Source organism: Bacillus sp. FH (assembly GCF_052216825.1).
Lineage (GTDB): Bacteria > Bacillota > Bacilli > Bacillales > Bacillaceae_G > Bacillus_A > Bacillus_A paranthracis.
Genome location: NZ_JBQOUU010000001.1, coordinates 2230899 through 2247108 on the forward strand (window position 1 = coordinate 2230899; position 16210 = coordinate 2247108).

A 16210-nucleotide genomic window follows, 5' to 3' on the forward strand; every position below is an offset into this window, starting at 1 on the left:
TTTTACGAGCTTTTTATTATTGTACTTGTTCTAAACCATTTGGAGTAATCTTGAAGGAAATCTCTTTAAATTTCTTCGCAGCTCCTTTTCCAAGTAACTCACCAGTTTTATACCAACTTAAACGATCAGATTCTGCATGATACACTTTTATCGTATCCCCATACTGGAATGGCGTACCGTTTACTTGCTCAGCAAAATTCTTTGAAGTTTCTTGTCCTTCTGCTGTTACATGTTTTTTCTCTTTTCCATTTCCATCATAAATTGTAAGACCTATATACTGTTCATTTACAAAACGGTAATGGATCGTATCATTTGTAAATGTTGCATGTAATTTCTTTTCATCATGGTTTAATGTAACAATCGAACGCGTTACATTGGACACACCTTGATATACTATACTATCTCCATATGTAACTTCTACAGGAACTTCTGTCACTTTCTTATTTCCAAAGCGATCTTTCGTTTCTACTTTCGCTGTTTGTTTACTAATCTTCGATGTATCCAGCATCCCTACAAAACCGACTACTTCTCCACCTTTTACTTCAACAAACTTCTTCGCATCTAATGTTTCACTGTTTGTTCCGATTACCACTTTTTGTGGCAACGCTTTTACTTCTTGCTGAGTATCCATTCTCTCGAAACCTTTTTCTGTCACTTTGAAGAATAGTTCTTTCGTTCCTTGTTTCTCACCTTGACCAATAAGATTGTTATTTTGATACCATTTCAAACGATCTGGTTCCGCATGAAATACTTTCACTACATCTCCATACTCGAACTGCATACCATTCACTTGCTTCGCAAAGTCCTTTGAAGTTTCTTGCCCTTCTGCTGTTACATGTTTTTTCTCTTTTCCTTCTCCATCGTATAACGTCATTCCCATGTATAGCTCTTTATTAAAATATTTATGGATTTGACTATCCATATCAGTCGCATGGAATTTCTTATCATCATGCTTTAAAGTTACGATTGAAGCAATGTCATTGTTATATCCCACATATGCGATACTATCTCCATACGTCACTTCTAATGGTACTTCTGTCACTTTCTTATTTCCAAAACGATCTTTCGTTTCTACTTTTACTTTTTGTTCACCGATTTTTGTTGTATTTGGTTTTTCTACAAATCCAATTACTTCTCCATCTTTCACTTGAACAAAGTTTTTTGCGTCTAATGTTTCACTGTTTGTTCCGATTACTACTTTTTGTGGCAACGCCTTTACTTCTTGCTGGGCCCCCATTCGCTCAAAGCCCTTTTCTGTTACTTTAAATAATAATTCTTTCTCTACCTTTGCCTTACCTTGACCGATAAAGTCATTATTTTGATACCAATTAAAGCGATCTGATTCAGCGTGATACACTTTCACTACATCACCATACTCGAACTCTAACCCATTAATTGATTTCGCGAATTCTTCCGCATTTTCAACACCTTTTACTGTTGCTTTCTTTTTCTCATTTCCATTTTGGCCTAGTAATGAGAATTCAAAATACGTGTCTTCTTTAAAATAATAGTGTACTGGATTTGAATCGGCCATCGCACTAAACTTTTTCTGATCATGTTGCAGTGTTACGATGGATTTAATATTAGTATCATAATTAAGCCCTTTAAATACTAAACTATCACCATAACCAATATTCACTACAACAGGAATGAAATTCTTATTCCCTTTTTCATCCATAATCTCTACTTTTACAGTTTTTTCTCCAACTTCGGGCTTATCTTGCATAATTACGCCCGTTGTTTTGACACCCTTCCCTAAATTCTGTACGAGTTCTTTTGCCTTTTTCTCATCATATGTAGTACCAATTTCTACATTTTGGATTTTTGTATCATTCGGCTCACCGTATGGAACCTCATATAATCCAGTTTGTTTTTCACGAATTGGATTGCTGTCTGTAGATAACCATATTTCTTTTTCTAATTTCGGTAAATTTAATTTCTCTATCTTGTCTCTAGTATCATCCTTTGGAGTTAATCCCCATTTTTCAAAGAAAGGAGTTAAATTTTGACCAGCCAGCTTTGATGTCATGTAAATAAACAACTGCTTTTTCTCTTCATCAGATTTAGGCATTTCTGTATTTTGTAACATACGATACATCTGATGTAGTTTCGGATAAAATTGATCTCCATATGCTAAGTGCAATTGCCAAAACATAACTAATTTCTCGAATTCATCCATCTTCTCTTGTGCATCTGTTTGACCTAAATAAGCAAAAGCTGCCTTGTAGCGCTCCTCTTCTTCCAGCCTCGTTTGATGACCAAACTTAGTTTGAACTGCTAAAGAGTAAATATTAACGGTTACCTCTCCCAGGTCTTCCCACTCCCAAGGTGCCTGCTGATGTAAATGCCCAACTTCATGCCAAGGCCCCCATCCATCAGTTTTTAACTCTTTACTGTCTAATACATACTTCATCGCATTCTTAACATAAGAAGTGCGGTAATAGTATGCATTCATCCAATCGCCCTCTTCTGGATATCTATTTTCAACAAATTGAACATAGTGTTTTGGCGCTTTCGCCACTCCTACACTCTCTTCAGATAATCCCGAAATCTTATTTTCTATGCGAATGATTTGATCATGCAGCTTCAATAATTCTGTTGGATCTGTATTTTTCATATAATCTTGTACAGCATCATAGCTTGATGTGATTAGGCTTCTTTCTCCTCTTAATTCCACTGCATATGGATTCTCATACTTTTTCAGCATTTCATCCCAATCTTTTTTCGTATGCTTTCCTAATATGAATAATGGAAAATGACTTCCACCATTAGTAACTTCAGCTGTGATATCACCTTGATTGTTCGGGTTATAGAAATACAGTATCCCGCCCACTGGAGATGATATTACATTTTCACCAGGTGTTAAATCAAATTCCTTAGGGTCTTCTTCATCATACGCATGTGTTCCTATAAAAGCTTTAATAGACTTATCACCTTTTATTTTAATTTTCATTTCTTCATTTGGCTTTGCATAAATCCCAGTTGGTTCATTTGCCGCTAGTTCCCAGTCCACCTTTAAACGATCTCGTTCCTCAGTGACATCACCTTTTCCAGGCACATAAAACGTCCTCTGCTCCAAACGACTCTCTTTGCTCTCTTCCAACTTTCCACCTTTAACCTCTTCCAAAGGCGCTGCATATCCTTTTGATGCTTCAAAAGCTACTGGTGATAATAATGTGGATATGCATATACCAGCTACTAATACCCTACTCTTTTTCTTCTTCGACATAATCTGTGTCCCCTGTTCCTTTATTTAGAAAAACCATCCTATATATTTATTTAATGAAAAATCCTATTATTTTTATAAAAACATGTAATAAATAGACGAATACCTCGCGCACCTGTATCTATTACTACCGCATTTCCCTCCATGTATTCGCTTTCTTACTTTGTAAAATTTTTATGTAATATGTCCTCCTCACTTCTCTCTATTTGTGATGAGTTCTATTCGTACATAAAAAGAGAATAGCAAAAGATATCATTATAGTATTGTCATCTATACATCTAAAAATAAAAATAGCAATAGAATCTTACATTTTCTTCATATATGACCATCTATAGGTAGTTTTTCCAACTGAATTGTACATGCTTTCTACTTTGTTTGATAGCCTTTTCAATTAGAATAATGTTACAATTTTGTGAATTTAATCAGTTAATCTTAACGTTCGGATTTTATTATATTTGAATATCTTTCACAACATAAAAACAATGTTTTATTTGGTTAATAATTATCTTAATATAATTTCATGTTTCATAGATAAAAAGCATTGGTGTTAACCAATGCTTTTTATCTTACCTTTTATATTGATTTGGTTTATGCGGTTCGTTTGGAGTATGTGGTTTATTATTATCATGACCATTTCCTTTTTTCCAACTCACTGATAACTCCGGACTTGTTTCTTCTTCACTGCGCTCAAGTAATACAACTGCATTTTGAATTGTTGGTGTACCTTTATGCGCAATGCCTTGTAGCTTCGTTAATTTCCCGATTACTTTAAAGCTAAATCCACCAGCTGGTGTTTGTTTCGGAACTAAAATGCGGAACTTTTCTCCTACATTAAATTCCGTTTTTGCTTCGCCTTTTTCATTTACAAATTTCGCTCCCGCTGGTGCACCTGTTGCTTGCACTTTATACGTTCCACTTTTTGCATTTGTTTCTACTGTATATAAGCCTGTTTCAAAGAAATCATTTTTCAATACTGCTTCTTGTTCTTCTGTAGGAGTTACACTCATTGTAATTTCTTGTAACTCTTCACTAGCACTTGCTTTTGCAACGATATCTTTCGTTACCTTTTCTACATTTTTATTGCGGAAATCTAAATCATTAATATCGATTTGTTTTAACGCATTCCATACTGCAAGCTGCGTTGCATAATGAGCTTCTCTCCAATCAGAAACACCTAATTCTTGCGGGCTCTTTTGTGGATATCCATTTAATAATACACGGTATACGTTAATATCCACTTTCCCCATTTCCGGTAAATCTTGACCGCTTGGAGATTTTAAATCTACATTTAAGCAAAAAGCAATTTTGCCATCTGCCGTTTTAATAAGCTCTGTTCGGATTGGTTTCTTCTTAGACTTACTGTAACTCCAATCCATTTGATACTTTGTATGGTCCATGACTTCTGCGAATGCTTTTTGAAGCGGGAATAACACAAATAAAACACTTAAAAACATAACTAAAAGTTTGAACGATTGCTTTATATTCATGTTTACAGCCCCTTATAACAAACTTGATACTAAGTAGTATTTATTTAGAAACTATTTTTATGCAAAAAAAAAGAGTGCTTTTACGCACTCTTCTTTCTTACCCTAATCTTAGAAATCGAAGTTATCAGGATCTGGACCAACGCGGTGATTTTGGTTTAACGCATCGATTTTTTCCATATCTTCTTTCGTTAATTCAAAGTTAAATACATCAGCATTTGCAATGATACGGTGTTCTTTCGTTGATTTTGGAATTGTAATTACTCCATTTTGAAGATCCCAACGTAAAATAACTTGCGCTGTTGTTTTGCCGTGTTTCTCAGCAATCTCTTGTAATGTTTCGTTATCTAATAATTGACCTTGCATTAATGGTGACCATGCTTCCATTTGAATACCTTGTTCTTTACAGAAAGCTTGTAGTTCTTTTTGTGTTAAACGAGGGTGGTATTCTACTTGGTTAATCATTGGTTTAATTTCTGCATCTTTCATTACATCTTGTAAGTGATGGATTTGGAAGTTACTTACACCAATTGCACGTACGCGCTTTTCTTTATAAAGTGTTTCTAACGCTCTCCACGTATCTTTATATTTTCCTTCTGAAGGCCAGTGAACAAGATATAAATCTAAATAATCTAGTCCTAATTTTTTTAGACTCTCTTCGTATGCAGCGATTGTTGTTTCATATCCTTGGTCTGCGTTCCACACTTTTGAAGTGATGAATAAATCTTCTCTTGAAATACCAGTTGCTTCGATACCTGCACGGATTCCTTCACCTACAGCTTTTTCATTTCCGTAAATTGCAGCTGTATCGATGCTGCGGTATCCTGCTTTAATCGCTGATTTTACAGCTTCTACAAGTTCTGGTCCTTCTTCTACTTTAAATACACCTAAACCGAACCAAGGCATTTCTACACCGTTATTTAATACTGCTTTACTTTGTAAGTTTTTCATTTTATTTTCTCTCCTTTTATTTTACTTGATCTCTTTTTTCTAATGTCATGCTCCACGCTGTTAAAATCACAGCGGCTACTACCATAAGACCGCCTACCCAAGCAGTATGGATTAATCCTAACGAATTCGTTACAAGGCCACCTATATAAGAACCTAAAGCGATTCCTCCGTTAAATGCGGCAATATTAATTGCTGAAGCAACATCAACCGCACTCGGAACAAAGCGCTCTGCCAATATAACTACATATACTTGTAGCCCCGGAACATTCATAAATGCGAATAGTCCCATGAAAATAATTGTGATTAATCCAGCTACTTTAAATGGCGCTGTAAATGTTAAAACAAATAATATAATCGCTTGAATTAAGAACATGTAAAATAGCGCTCGAATCGGATTATGATTCGATAATTTTCCGCCAACCATATTCCCTATCGCAATTGCAATTCCATACACTAATAAAATGATCGTAACGGTACTCGCTTCAAATCCTGTTACTTCTTGTAATAGGGGTGATAAATACGTAAATGTTACGAATGTACCGCCGTATCCAAGTGCAGTAATAATGAAAACAAGTAACAGTCTTCCATTTTTAATTAATTTGAATTGATCACGAAACGATACAGGTACACCATTTTTTAAATTAGATGGGACGAGTATACTGTTTGCGATAAAAGCAATAATTCCAATTACGACAATCGCCATAAATGACGCTCTCCAGCCAAATTGTTGACCGATAAACGTTCCAATTGGTACACCTGTAATAGTCGCAACTGTTAATCCAGTAAACATAATCGCAATGGCGCTAGCACGTTTATTCTCTGGGACGATTGCGGCCGCAATTGTAGATCCTATCGACATAAACACACCATGTGCAAACGCAGATACAACCCTTGCGATAATTAATATAGTGAAACTTGTTGCTACTGCCGCGATCCCATTACCAATAATGAAAATAACCATAATCCACATTAATAATGTCTTTCTCGACATACTAGCCGTTAGCGCTGTTAAAACAGGAGCCCCTACTGCCGCTCCTAACGCATATAGGGAAACAGTTAAACCAGCTGTTGTAACAGAAACATTTAAATCTTTTGAAATAGATGGTAATAAACCGACACTAATAAACTCGGTCGTACCAATCCCGAACGCACTAATTGCTAGTGCTAATAAAGCAAACATACTTCTTCGATTCGTCTGAACTTCCGAAGATGGTACTGTATATGAACTCAATTGAATTCCTCCTTATTACAAGAAATCCAATCATAATAGTGCGATAAAAAGGCCCTTTTATCTTCTAAAAAATATATTTAATCTCTACAAATGCTATTATGAATGGTTTCATTCTTTTTTTGAAGAACGCACTTTAAAGTACGATAGGCACCAAAAAGTAACATAGTCACTTTTGAGTACCGTACTACTCATTTGCCTCTTACATGTGCTATTATGAAACATATTTAACATGATAAAAAGTACGTACTTTAAAGTGCTATAGGTACTAAAAAGTAACATTTGTATGATTTAACTTATTTTACTCACAATGGGAGGGTTTCATATGAAGCAATACAATATTCCTGTAGAGGCAACTTTAGAAGTTATCGGCGGCAAATGGAAAGTTGTTATCCTTTGTCACTTAACGAAAGGTACAAAGAGAACGAGTGAATTAAAACGCTCAATGCCTGGTATTACACAAAAAATGTTAACACAACAATTACGTGAATTAGAAGACGACGGCGTTATTCAAAGAAAAGTATACAACCAAGTCCCGCCAAAAGTAGAATATTCTCTTACTGATTACGGTTGGTCTTTAGAATCCATTCTTGATTCTCTTTGTTCTTGGGGCGAATGCCATCTTGAAAAAGAAGGTAAGACATCGATGCTAATTGCGGAAGGTGAATAATAGGAAAAAGGAAAAAACGAACATGAATTTGTTCATTTTTTCCTTTTTTTCTTATTATATATGTACATTTCTAATTGAAACAAAATATTTTATACGCTTTCATACCTTGTCAGTACTACGTTATACGCTCGATATGAAATAATTAGGAATCATTTTTATGTTAACATAGGTGTATATAGTATATAATATAGGATATATATTATATACACTTTCCGGTAACGGAGCTTTTCCATTATGCGGACAAGCCATATATCGGACAGTTCATAAATAATAAGTAAGACGTTATGGTTTTAGATTTATGTTTGCAGCTTACTGCTGTCATAAATTTAAAGGCATTTTATTGTGTTTTGTGAAACTTTGTATAAAGTTTCGTAACCGTTTACTATCTTACTTATCAAAAATAAGAGTATTGCTATCGTAAAGGAGAATTGGAGATGCCAGAAACTATGACTCAAACAAAGCCAGAACAAGAAACTGTACAAATTTCTGCTAGCCAAGGACAACTTGATGTACTTGATCAGTTGTTAAAACCTGAGGTACAAGAATCATTAACAACACTAGTAGAACAGCTTCCAAAATTAACTGAGCTTGTTAACATTTTAACTAAGTCTTATGACTTCGCTCAAACTGTTGCTACTGATGAAGTATTAAAAAGCGACACTGTTGGTGCAATCACAGAGCTTGTAGAACCTGTAAAAGATACAGTGAAAAGCATGGCTGCCACTGCAATCGAAGCGAAAGATCGTGCTGACGAAAGCAACGAAGTTATCGGCCTATTCGGTCTTTTAAAATTACTAAAAGATCCACAAGCACAAAAAATGTTCCGCTTTGTGAACGCATATCTTCAAATTAGTGCAGAACGTAACAATAAATAAGTTAACTTATAACAACAATTAGTAAAGACGGGGGATATCATACTATGTCAAAACAAATTGTCATCTTAGGCGCTGGTTATGGCGGTCTTCTTGCCGCTTTAAACGTACGTAAATATTACAGCAAATCAGAAGCACAAGTTACAGTGATTAACCAATACCCAACACACCAAATCATCACTGAACTACACCGCCTTGCAGCTGGTAACGTGTCTGAGCAAGCAGTTGCAATGCCACTTACAAAGCTTTTCAAAGGTAAAGATATCGATCTAAAAATCGCAACAGTTGAGTCATTCTCAGTTGATAGCAAAGAAATCAAACTAGCTGGCGGCACTACTTTATCTTACGATGCACTTGTAGTTGCTTTAGGAAGTAAAACTGCTTACTTCGGTATTCCAGGACTAGAAGAAAACAGCATGGTATTAAAATCTGCTGCTGATGCAAACAAAATCTACAAACACGTTGAAGATCGTATTCGTGAATACGCGAAAACGAAAAACGAAGCTGATGCTACAATCGTAATCGGTGGTGGCGGATTAACTGGCGTTGAGCTAGTTGGTGAGCTTGCTGACATTATGCCTAAACTTGCAAAAAGCCACGGCGTAAATCCAAAAGAAGTGAAACTTCTTCTTGTTGAAGCAGGTCCAAAAATCCTTCCAGTATTACCAGACCACTTAATCGAACGTGCAACTACTAGCCTAGAAGCACGCGGCGTTACATTCTTAACTGGTCTTCCTGTAACAAACGTTGCTGGCAATGAAATTGACTTAAAAGACGGTCAAAAACTTGTTGCTAACACATTCGTTTGGACGGGCGGCGTTCAAGGTAACCCACTAATCGGTGAATCAGGTCTTGAAGTAAACCGTGGTCGTGCAACAGTTGATGCATACCTACAATCTACTTCTCACAAAAACGTATTCGTTGCTGGAGACAGCGCTGTTGTCTTCGCTCCAGACGGACGTCCATACCCACCAACTGCACAAATCGCTTGGCAAATGGGTGAGTTAATTGGATACAACTTATACGCAGCACTAGAAGGCAAAGCATTCGAAGAGTTCGCACCTGTAAACTCTGGAACACTTGCTAGTCTAGGACGTAAAGATGCTGTTGCTACAATCGGAGCAAGCAATACTCCACTTAAAGGCTTACCAGCATCATTAATGAAAGAAGCAAGTAACGTTCGTTACTTATCACACATTAAAGGTCTATTCAGCTTAGCTTACTAATCTGAATATAAGCCCGAATCATGCCCTGCATGGTTCGGGCTATTTTTATCCCACTTTAATGGGCAGTAAGACCCCCACCTCAAAATTCAGCGAAAGCAAAGCAGTTAGGTGGGGGATCAACTGCCCATAAAAGTCCGATTGGTTCAACTAATAATCAGTGGGGATGAGGAAACCCCCCACTGATTAAAGTTTCACTTTATCCGAAATTTTCTCTAACTTATTTATTCGGCAAAAAAATTATATACCCTTTAAATTTATCTAAATATACTGACTTTTTATAATGAAAGCTGTCCCGTTCGGAACAGCTCTTATTGTCGCTTTTTGTCGGTAAATCGATATATCGGGGAAATCGCTGATATATTCGGATTTGCGCTGATATATTTTGAAAATCGCCGATATGTTTCGAGTTACGGTCGATATATTCAAAAAATCGCCGATATAATTTTTAAACCTTCTTCATTATCCTAACTTCACAAGGCTGTAGTTCTTCTTCCCTTTACGAATAATAATAAATCGTCCATCAAATGAATTCTCTACCGTAACATCCGTACCTACATCCGTTACTTTTTCGCCATTCATAGAGATAGCTCCGTTATTAATATCTTCACGCGCTTGTCGTCTAGATGGTTCAATTCCTAGATCAACTAGCCATTCTACGATGTTTTTCGTCTCTTTTGAAGACTGGAATGTTGGCATTTCTTTAAAGCCTTGCTCAATTTCATCAGCTGTTAACGATTTAATATCTCCGCTAAATAACGCTGCTGTAATTTTCACAGCTTGTAGCAATGCTTCCTCTCCATGAACGAATTTCGTCATTTCTTCCGCTAATACTTTTTGCGCTTCACGTTTATGAGGCTCTGTTTCTACCTTCACTGCCAATTCATCGATGCGCTCTTTCGTTAAGAATGTAAAGTATTTCAAGTATTTAACGACATCACGATCATCTGTATTCACCCAGAACTGGTAAAACTCAAATGGTGTTGTTTTTTCAGGATCAAGCCAAACTGCACCACCTGCTGATTTACCAAACTTCGTACCATCTGATTTCAATAATAACGGAATCGTCAATCCAAATACTTTTGCTTCGTGCCCTTCTAACTTACGAATTAAATCTAAGCCACTCGTAATATTTCCCCATTGGTCACTACCGCCAATTTGCAGTTGAACATCCTCTTTCGTGTATAAATGATGGAAGTCCATCGCTTGTAAGATTTGGTACGTAAATTCTGTGAAAGAAATTCCTGTATCTAAACGACTTGCTACGATGTCCTTTGCTAACATGCTATTAATGCTAAAGTTTTTCCCGTAATCACGTAAAAACTCAATAATATTTATTTCATGTGTCCAGTCGTAGTTATTTACCATCTTTACTTCGCTATTTCCGCCAAAATCAAATAGCTTTTTCATTTGCGCTGTTAATGCATCTACATTATGCTGAACTACTTCTAACGTTTGAAGTTGGCGTTCTGATTGACGTCCACTCGGATCACCAATTGTTCCTGTTGCTCCGCCAATTAAAATAACTGGATGATGGCCAGCTAACTGGAATCTTTTCATCATCATAAACGGAATCAAATGTCCGATATGCATACTATCACCAGTCGGATCAACTCCGCAGTATAGCGAAATCTTTTTCTCTTCTACTAGCTTACGTAAACCTTCTTCGTCAGTCTGTTGATTAATGGCGCCGCGCCATTCTAATTCATCAATAATGTTCATCTTTTGTCATCCCCTTTATTTTTTAAAAACAAAAAATCCCTATGTCTATGACATAGGGACGATGATTCACCGTGTTACCACCCAGTTTGTATAAATAGTATAGCTACTCATACCACTCTTAGCAATAATATCGATTGCCAATCCGCTTAGCATTACCTAAGATACTCCAGAGTGTAATTCGCAAATTTGTTTGTGCTAGGTTCCAGCATCCCCTAGCTCTCTCGTTAACAGTGACAAACTGCTACTGGGCTCTTTCAACGTATGTTATTTGTTAAATTATTAGCCATTATATTGAATTGAAAACAAATTGTCAACAATACCCAAATATTATTTTAAAATAATTCGCAGTTTCATACGTATATGTTATTCTTTATCTTCTCCAATAATCCTTACTTCACGCTCTAACTTCACGCCAAATTTCTCTTCAACTGTTTTTTGTACGAAGTGAATTAAATCAATGTAATCTTGTGCTGTTCCGTTATCAACATTCACCATAAATCCAGCATGTTTTAGAGAAACTTCCACTCCACCAATTCGCTTACCTTGTAACCCTGAGTCTTGAATCAATTTACCAGCAAAGTTATTTGGTGGGCGTTTAAATACACTACCACATGAAGGATATTCTAGAGGCTGTTTTGACTCACGTTTAAACGTTAAATCATCCATTTTTGCTTTAATTTCTTCATGTACACCTTCTTCAAGTTCAAATCTCGCTTCAAGAATAATGTAATGGTTGTTCGCAAATACACTCTTACGATATCCAAATTCAAATGCTTCTTTCGTCAAAGTACGTAGCTCTCCATCACCTGTCATTACGACAGCTTCTGTTAATACATACGAAATTTCACCGCCGTATGCACCTGCATTCATATATAATGCTCCGCCAACTGAACCTGGAATACCACAAGCAAACTCAAGCCCTGTTAAGTTATGTTCTAATGCAATACGTGATACATCAATAATTGCTGCACCGCACTGTGCTACAATCGTCGTTCCTGTTACAGTAACACCTTTAATATGAATTAAACTTACTGTAATCCCGCGAATTCCACCATCTTTAATAATAACATTCGATCCATTTCCTAAAAACGTAACTGGAATATTATATTTGTTCGCATATTTAATAACTTCTTGAATTTCATCATAATTTGTCGGCGCAACGAACACATCTGCTTTTCCACCAACTTTAATATGCGTATGATTCTTTAACATTTCATCTTGTTTCACATGACCTTCAGGCAATACCGTACTTAAATATTCATAAACCTCTTGCATATTCATTTTACGATTCCTCTATTTCTATATTCTTTTTATCCCGTTATACGGGCCCATAATATCCCCACATACATGAACGAACTTAAAGTGGTGGATACAGTGTACCCAAAATCAATTCGAGACACCTATTAACCTCTTAATTTATAAGAGGTGCCACTCATATTAAAATATATATTGCATAATAAAGCAACCCAAATGGGCTACTAAACTTGACATGTCATCAGAAAGACAACAATTTGTAAAATATATTACTTTTTCAAAACACTACCCTTCAGTATCTTACTATACCACACGAAAATAAAGTGGTATTTTTTTGTAATCTTTACTTTATTTTCATCAACAAAAAAGATGCTTTTACATAGGTAAAGGCATCTTTTTCATTACTTATTTTAAATTACTTTTCGTTCTCTTCTTTTTCTTTATCAAACCATAACAGTTCATCGTTATCCACTTCACCATTATAATTGATTAAGATTTCTTCTCCTGCTTTTATATCTTTATAAGCATAGAAGTTAAATGTATGATTCTCAAAGACAATATCATACGTCGCATTCGGTGTATATGAATGATTGAATAACATGCCGTATCCTAAAAGGATTGCCGTATGATTAATCCCATACTCAAATGCGTAGTCAGCAAGTAATGTTTTCTCAATGTGTTCATGCTGTTCATTCGGATAAGAGATAACTGGCGCTGCGTGTATCAACTCACCTTTTTTAATATCACGAGTTGCAAATACACCTCTATTAAATTCTCCATCACTAAGTTCAGAAGTCTTAACTTCGATCATATACGTCACCTATTTAATTCTTTCTTTGAAGTATTTTAATTCCGCTATTAGCTGAATTTCATCTTCTTAAGCTTGGCAGAAAACGAGCAGAAAAGCAATTAAAATCCGAGCAAGTCTTCGTTTAAATGAAAAAAGGGCACAAACGTTGTGCCCTTTTTAAGTGATATTACTTTTCTAAAATATCTTCTAACAATTTCACTTGCTCGCTAACAGTATGTAATGTCTTCACAGATGTATCATTTCGATGTTTTTCTTCTTCCACACTTGCTAACACTTCTTCTGTAGCCGCAGAAGTTTGCTGGATTACATTGGAAGCATGTGTAACATCCTTTACGATATTCGTCGTTTTAACTTGGAAACTTTCTTGATGACCGACGATTTCTCTCATTACATCATTAATTTCATCAATAAATTTCCCTAAATCCGTTACATTTGTTAAAACACTTACTAGCATTTCATTACATTCTTCTTGTACTCTTTCTGATTTCTCTACTTGCACTTCTACCTTACTTGCTTGATTACTAAAATCCTTCAAAATCCCTTGAATTCTTCCCGCAGAACGATTCGATTCTTCGGCAAGCTTTAATACTTCATTCGCTACAATCGCAAATCCTTTTCCATGCTCACCTGCTCTTGCGGCTTCAATATTTGCATTTAAAGCTAGTAAACTCGTCTGACTTGAAATATTCGTTATTACATCTACAATCTCATTAATTTGCTTCGACTGCATCATTAAATCTCTAAATATAACTCCTGATTGTGAAACAACATCATTTAAACTTTTCATATTTGCTTCAAAGTTTCTTAAAGTATGTACACTACCCTTTGAAATTTCTAAGCTTTCATCAATACGAATCGATGCATTTCTTACTTGAGAAATGATTTGTTCAATATTTCCCTCCATATCATTCAATACTTCTACCGAACGATGCATCATCTCTGATTGTGATTGCGTACCAACCGCTACCTCTTCAAAAGCGAAATTAATTTCACTCATTGACTCCATCGATGTATTCATATTTTGTCTTAAATAATTGAAATTACGATCTAGTTTTACAACCGTTTCCTCAATAAGTCTTTGCGTTTCTTCTAATTCCTGAGCTTTTCTCATTACTTCTTGCTTCTCATCACTTAAACGAGCTAGCAAGTTAGAACCAATTTTCGTGACGCCCCACATAGCGATTGTTACGATTGCTAACAAGCTTGCGAAGTTTGCAGCTTCAGATGCAGCTGTATAAGCAAAAAATTGCTCTGGCCAATAACTACAAAGAATAAATGTGATTACAACTGCCACTCCGCCTAGAATTACAACGAGACGTTCACTTAAATAAATAAGTGAAACGGCTAGTGTAAAATAGACCATTTGAAATACAGCTGGGCTTTCATTAAAAGCTTGTACCATAATGAAAGACATCATAAGTAACATAAATGTCATGATATATTTATACGTCGTTTCCATGCTTTTTATAAAAGTAAGAAGTGTTCCAAATACAACGACAGAAATGCCACAAACCCAAAACGCGATTGCTCTCTCTGTAAAAATATATCCGTAATACCCAATTGCGATGATTCCAAGGAAGAAACTACAAATCGTAATAAACAGCAATAAATGATTTTTCTGTGATTCTTTCTCAAGGTTAGAAAAACAAGTTTTCTTTAACCATTCCATATATAGTCCCACCTTCTGCACTTAATTACTTCAGCTTAAATACCGCACTCACTGGGTTATGATCACTATTTTCAAACTTTAAATCTTTTCCTTGCACATTTACAATCTCAACATTCGGTGAAACGATAAAGCCATCAATAATCGTGACGAAGTTTTCACCTTCTACATATTTCTTCACATCGTCTCTCACCGTCATAACAGAAGGATCTACCGCCCATTTAAAGCCACCATCAGTAAAGTCCTTCGGTAACTCTACTAGCCACTCAGGACGCTCCTTCACAAACTTTGGATCACTTAATTGAACATCAGAAACTAATTGATTCCAATCTCCGCCCATTATTACGTAATCACCATTTTTATAATGCTTGTTCATATATTCTTTTAAAAACTCTACTTGCTGTTTTCTAATTTTCCCGCCTTCATCGTACGCAGACAAATGTAAGTTTACGAGTCTAACATGCTTTCCATTATTAACAGGGATTGTATGTTCAACAATCGCCCGATCTAAATCAAATAAACGCTTCGGCCAAGGCTCCATTCCAGGAAGCTGGAATCTCTTCGCTTCTTGAACAGTGTATTTAGAAAACGTACTTAACCCAGCCTCCGCATATCCCATTGGATTTGTTATTGGCACTGGAACCCATTTCGTATCGTAGTTCTTGCCAAATGACGAAACATAATCAGGTAATCCTTTTTTCAAAAATTCATGTTCATTCACATCAAATGATCGAAGTGATTTTATATCAACTTCTTGTAGTAGCGCAAAATCACTATTCTCATTTTGTAAAAACGAAAGCATATTCTTTAGGTTAACTTTCGTTTGCTCTTTACTACTTGAACCAGATCCCTTTCCCCCATCCATAAAGAAATCTTGCTCCTTATCTAATCCAGCATATCCAATATTAAATGTTGTAACTTTAAATTCATTTCCTGTCGCTAATACGCGCTCTTTATTATTTTCCACCTTCAAACTTACACTATCCGCAGGCTGTTCTTTAGTAAGTGTCATATACCCTAAAAAACCACCTACAACTCCCAATCCTACTAAAATACATATAAGTACTATTTTTAATAATTTCTTCAAATAAACGCCCCTTTTC

Annotated in this window: 12 protein-coding genes and 1 other annotated feature; of the genes, 3 read left to right on the plus strand and 9 right to left on the minus strand. The window is 35.8% G+C overall.

Going from position 1 to position 16210, the window contains the following annotated elements; all coding sequences use genetic code 11:
* Positions 1-16 precede the first annotated feature (16 nt).
* The 4 genes from ACTT1L_RS11935 to ACTT1L_RS11950 form a co-directional block, all read right to left on the minus strand.
* On the minus strand, positions 17-3229 hold the full coding sequence (locus tag ACTT1L_RS11935; protein WP_442821924.1) for a M60 family metallopeptidase: 3213 nt from the start codon (positions 3227-3229) through the stop codon (positions 17-19).
* 563 nt (positions 3230-3792) lie between these two features.
* Positions 3793-4713: a thioester domain-containing protein gene (locus ACTT1L_RS11940; RefSeq protein ID WP_001022550.1), complete on the minus strand. Its 921-nt coding sequence runs from the start codon at positions 4711-4713 to the stop codon at positions 3793-3795.
* A gap of 108 nt (positions 4714-4821) precedes the next feature.
* Entirely contained in the window at positions 4822-5661 is an 840-nt protein-coding gene (locus tag ACTT1L_RS11945) for an aldo/keto reductase (RefSeq protein ID WP_000793541.1), read from the minus strand.
* Positions 5662-5677: 16 nt separating this feature from the next.
* On the minus strand, positions 5678-6841 hold the full coding sequence (locus tag ACTT1L_RS11950) for an MFS transporter (RefSeq protein WP_163262942.1): 1164 nt from the start codon (positions 6839-6841) through the stop codon (positions 5678-5680).
* A 373-nt stretch (positions 6842-7214) separates the two neighbouring features.
* On the opposite strand from ACTT1L_RS11950, the gene ACTT1L_RS11955 reads away from it, so the two are divergent.
* From ACTT1L_RS11955 to ACTT1L_RS11965, 3 genes are all read left to right on the plus strand, one after another.
* The gene (locus ACTT1L_RS11955; RefSeq protein WP_000816344.1) at positions 7215-7559 is read left to right on the plus strand and encodes a winged helix-turn-helix transcriptional regulator; all 345 of its coding nucleotides are present in this window, start codon (positions 7215-7217) and stop codon (positions 7557-7559) included.
* A 434-nt stretch (positions 7560-7993) separates the two neighbouring features.
* Positions 7994-8434: a DUF1641 domain-containing protein gene (locus ACTT1L_RS11960; protein WP_001115309.1), complete on the plus strand. Its 441-nt coding sequence runs from the start codon at positions 7994-7996 to the stop codon at positions 8432-8434.
* Positions 8435-8478: 44 nt separating this feature from the next.
* Positions 8479-9657, plus strand: a complete 1179-nt coding sequence (locus ACTT1L_RS11965; RefSeq protein ID WP_000043204.1) for an NAD(P)/FAD-dependent oxidoreductase — start codon at positions 8479-8481, stop codon at positions 9655-9657.
* A 459-nt stretch (positions 9658-10116) separates the two neighbouring features.
* Here the strand turns inward: ACTT1L_RS11965 and tyrS are convergent, their stop codons facing one another.
* From tyrS to ACTT1L_RS11990, 5 genes are all read right to left on the minus strand, one after another.
* Positions 10117-11376, minus strand: a complete 1260-nt coding sequence (gene tyrS / locus ACTT1L_RS11970; RefSeq protein ID WP_001021076.1) for a tyrosine--tRNA ligase — start codon at positions 11374-11376, stop codon at positions 10117-10119.
* Positions 11377-11427: 51 nt separating this feature from the next.
* Positions 11428-11643: a binding site (T-box leader), on the minus strand.
* Positions 11644-11739: 96 nt separating this feature from the next.
* Positions 11740-12657: a UDP-N-acetylmuramate dehydrogenase gene (gene murB / locus ACTT1L_RS11975; RefSeq protein ID WP_061131789.1), complete on the minus strand. Its 918-nt coding sequence runs from the start codon at positions 12655-12657 to the stop codon at positions 11740-11742.
* 388 nt (positions 12658-13045) lie between these two features.
* Positions 13046-13441 (minus strand): SET domain-containing protein, encoded by a 396-nt coding sequence (locus tag ACTT1L_RS11980; protein ID WP_000573649.1) that lies wholly within the window; start codon positions 13439-13441, stop codon positions 13046-13048.
* Positions 13442-13607: 166 nt separating this feature from the next.
* A complete protein-coding gene (locus ACTT1L_RS11985) occupies positions 13608-15110 on the minus strand; it encodes a DUF4077 domain-containing protein (RefSeq protein WP_000455055.1) in 1503 nt (500 codons plus the stop codon).
* 25 nt (positions 15111-15135) lie between these two features.
* Positions 15136-16194, minus strand: coding sequence for an endonuclease/exonuclease/phosphatase family protein (locus tag ACTT1L_RS11990; RefSeq protein WP_071742129.1), 1059 nt, complete (start codon positions 16192-16194; stop codon positions 15136-15138).
* Positions 16195-16210 lie beyond the last annotated feature (16 nt).

Coding starts and splice junctions, on each gene's coding strand:
- ACTT1L_RS11935 (WP_442821924.1), bottom strand. CDS start 3,229: ATGTCGAAGAAGAAAAAGAGTAGGGTATTAGTAGCTGGTATATGCATA.
- ACTT1L_RS11940 (WP_001022550.1), bottom strand. CDS start 4,713: ATGAATATAAAGCAATCGTTCAAACTTTTAGTTATGTTTTTAAGTGTT.
- ACTT1L_RS11945 (WP_000793541.1), bottom strand. CDS start 5,661: ATGAAAAACTTACAAAGTAAAGCAGTATTAAATAACGGTGTAGAAATG.
- ACTT1L_RS11950 (WP_163262942.1), bottom strand. CDS start 6,841: ATGTTTGCTTTATTAGCACTAGCAATTAGTGCGTTCGGGATTGGTACG.
- ACTT1L_RS11955 (WP_000816344.1), top strand. CDS start 7,215: ATGAAGCAATACAATATTCCTGTAGAGGCAACTTTAGAAGTTATCGGC.
- ACTT1L_RS11960 (WP_001115309.1), top strand. CDS start 7,994: ATGCCAGAAACTATGACTCAAACAAAGCCAGAACAAGAAACTGTACAA.
- ACTT1L_RS11965 (WP_000043204.1), top strand. CDS start 8,479: ATGTCAAAACAAATTGTCATCTTAGGCGCTGGTTATGGCGGTCTTCTT.
- tyrS (WP_001021076.1), bottom strand. CDS start 11,376: ATGAACATTATTGATGAATTAGAATGGCGCGGCGCCATTAATCAACAG.
- murB (WP_061131789.1), bottom strand. CDS start 12,657: ATGAATATGCAAGAGGTTTATGAATATTTAAGTACGGTATTGCCTGAA.
- ACTT1L_RS11980 (WP_000573649.1), bottom strand. CDS start 13,441: ATGATCGAAGTTAAGACTTCTGAACTTAGTGATGGAGAATTTAATAGA.
- ACTT1L_RS11985 (WP_000455055.1), bottom strand. CDS start 15,110: ATGGAATGGTTAAAGAAAACTTGTTTTTCTAACCTTGAGAAAGAATCA.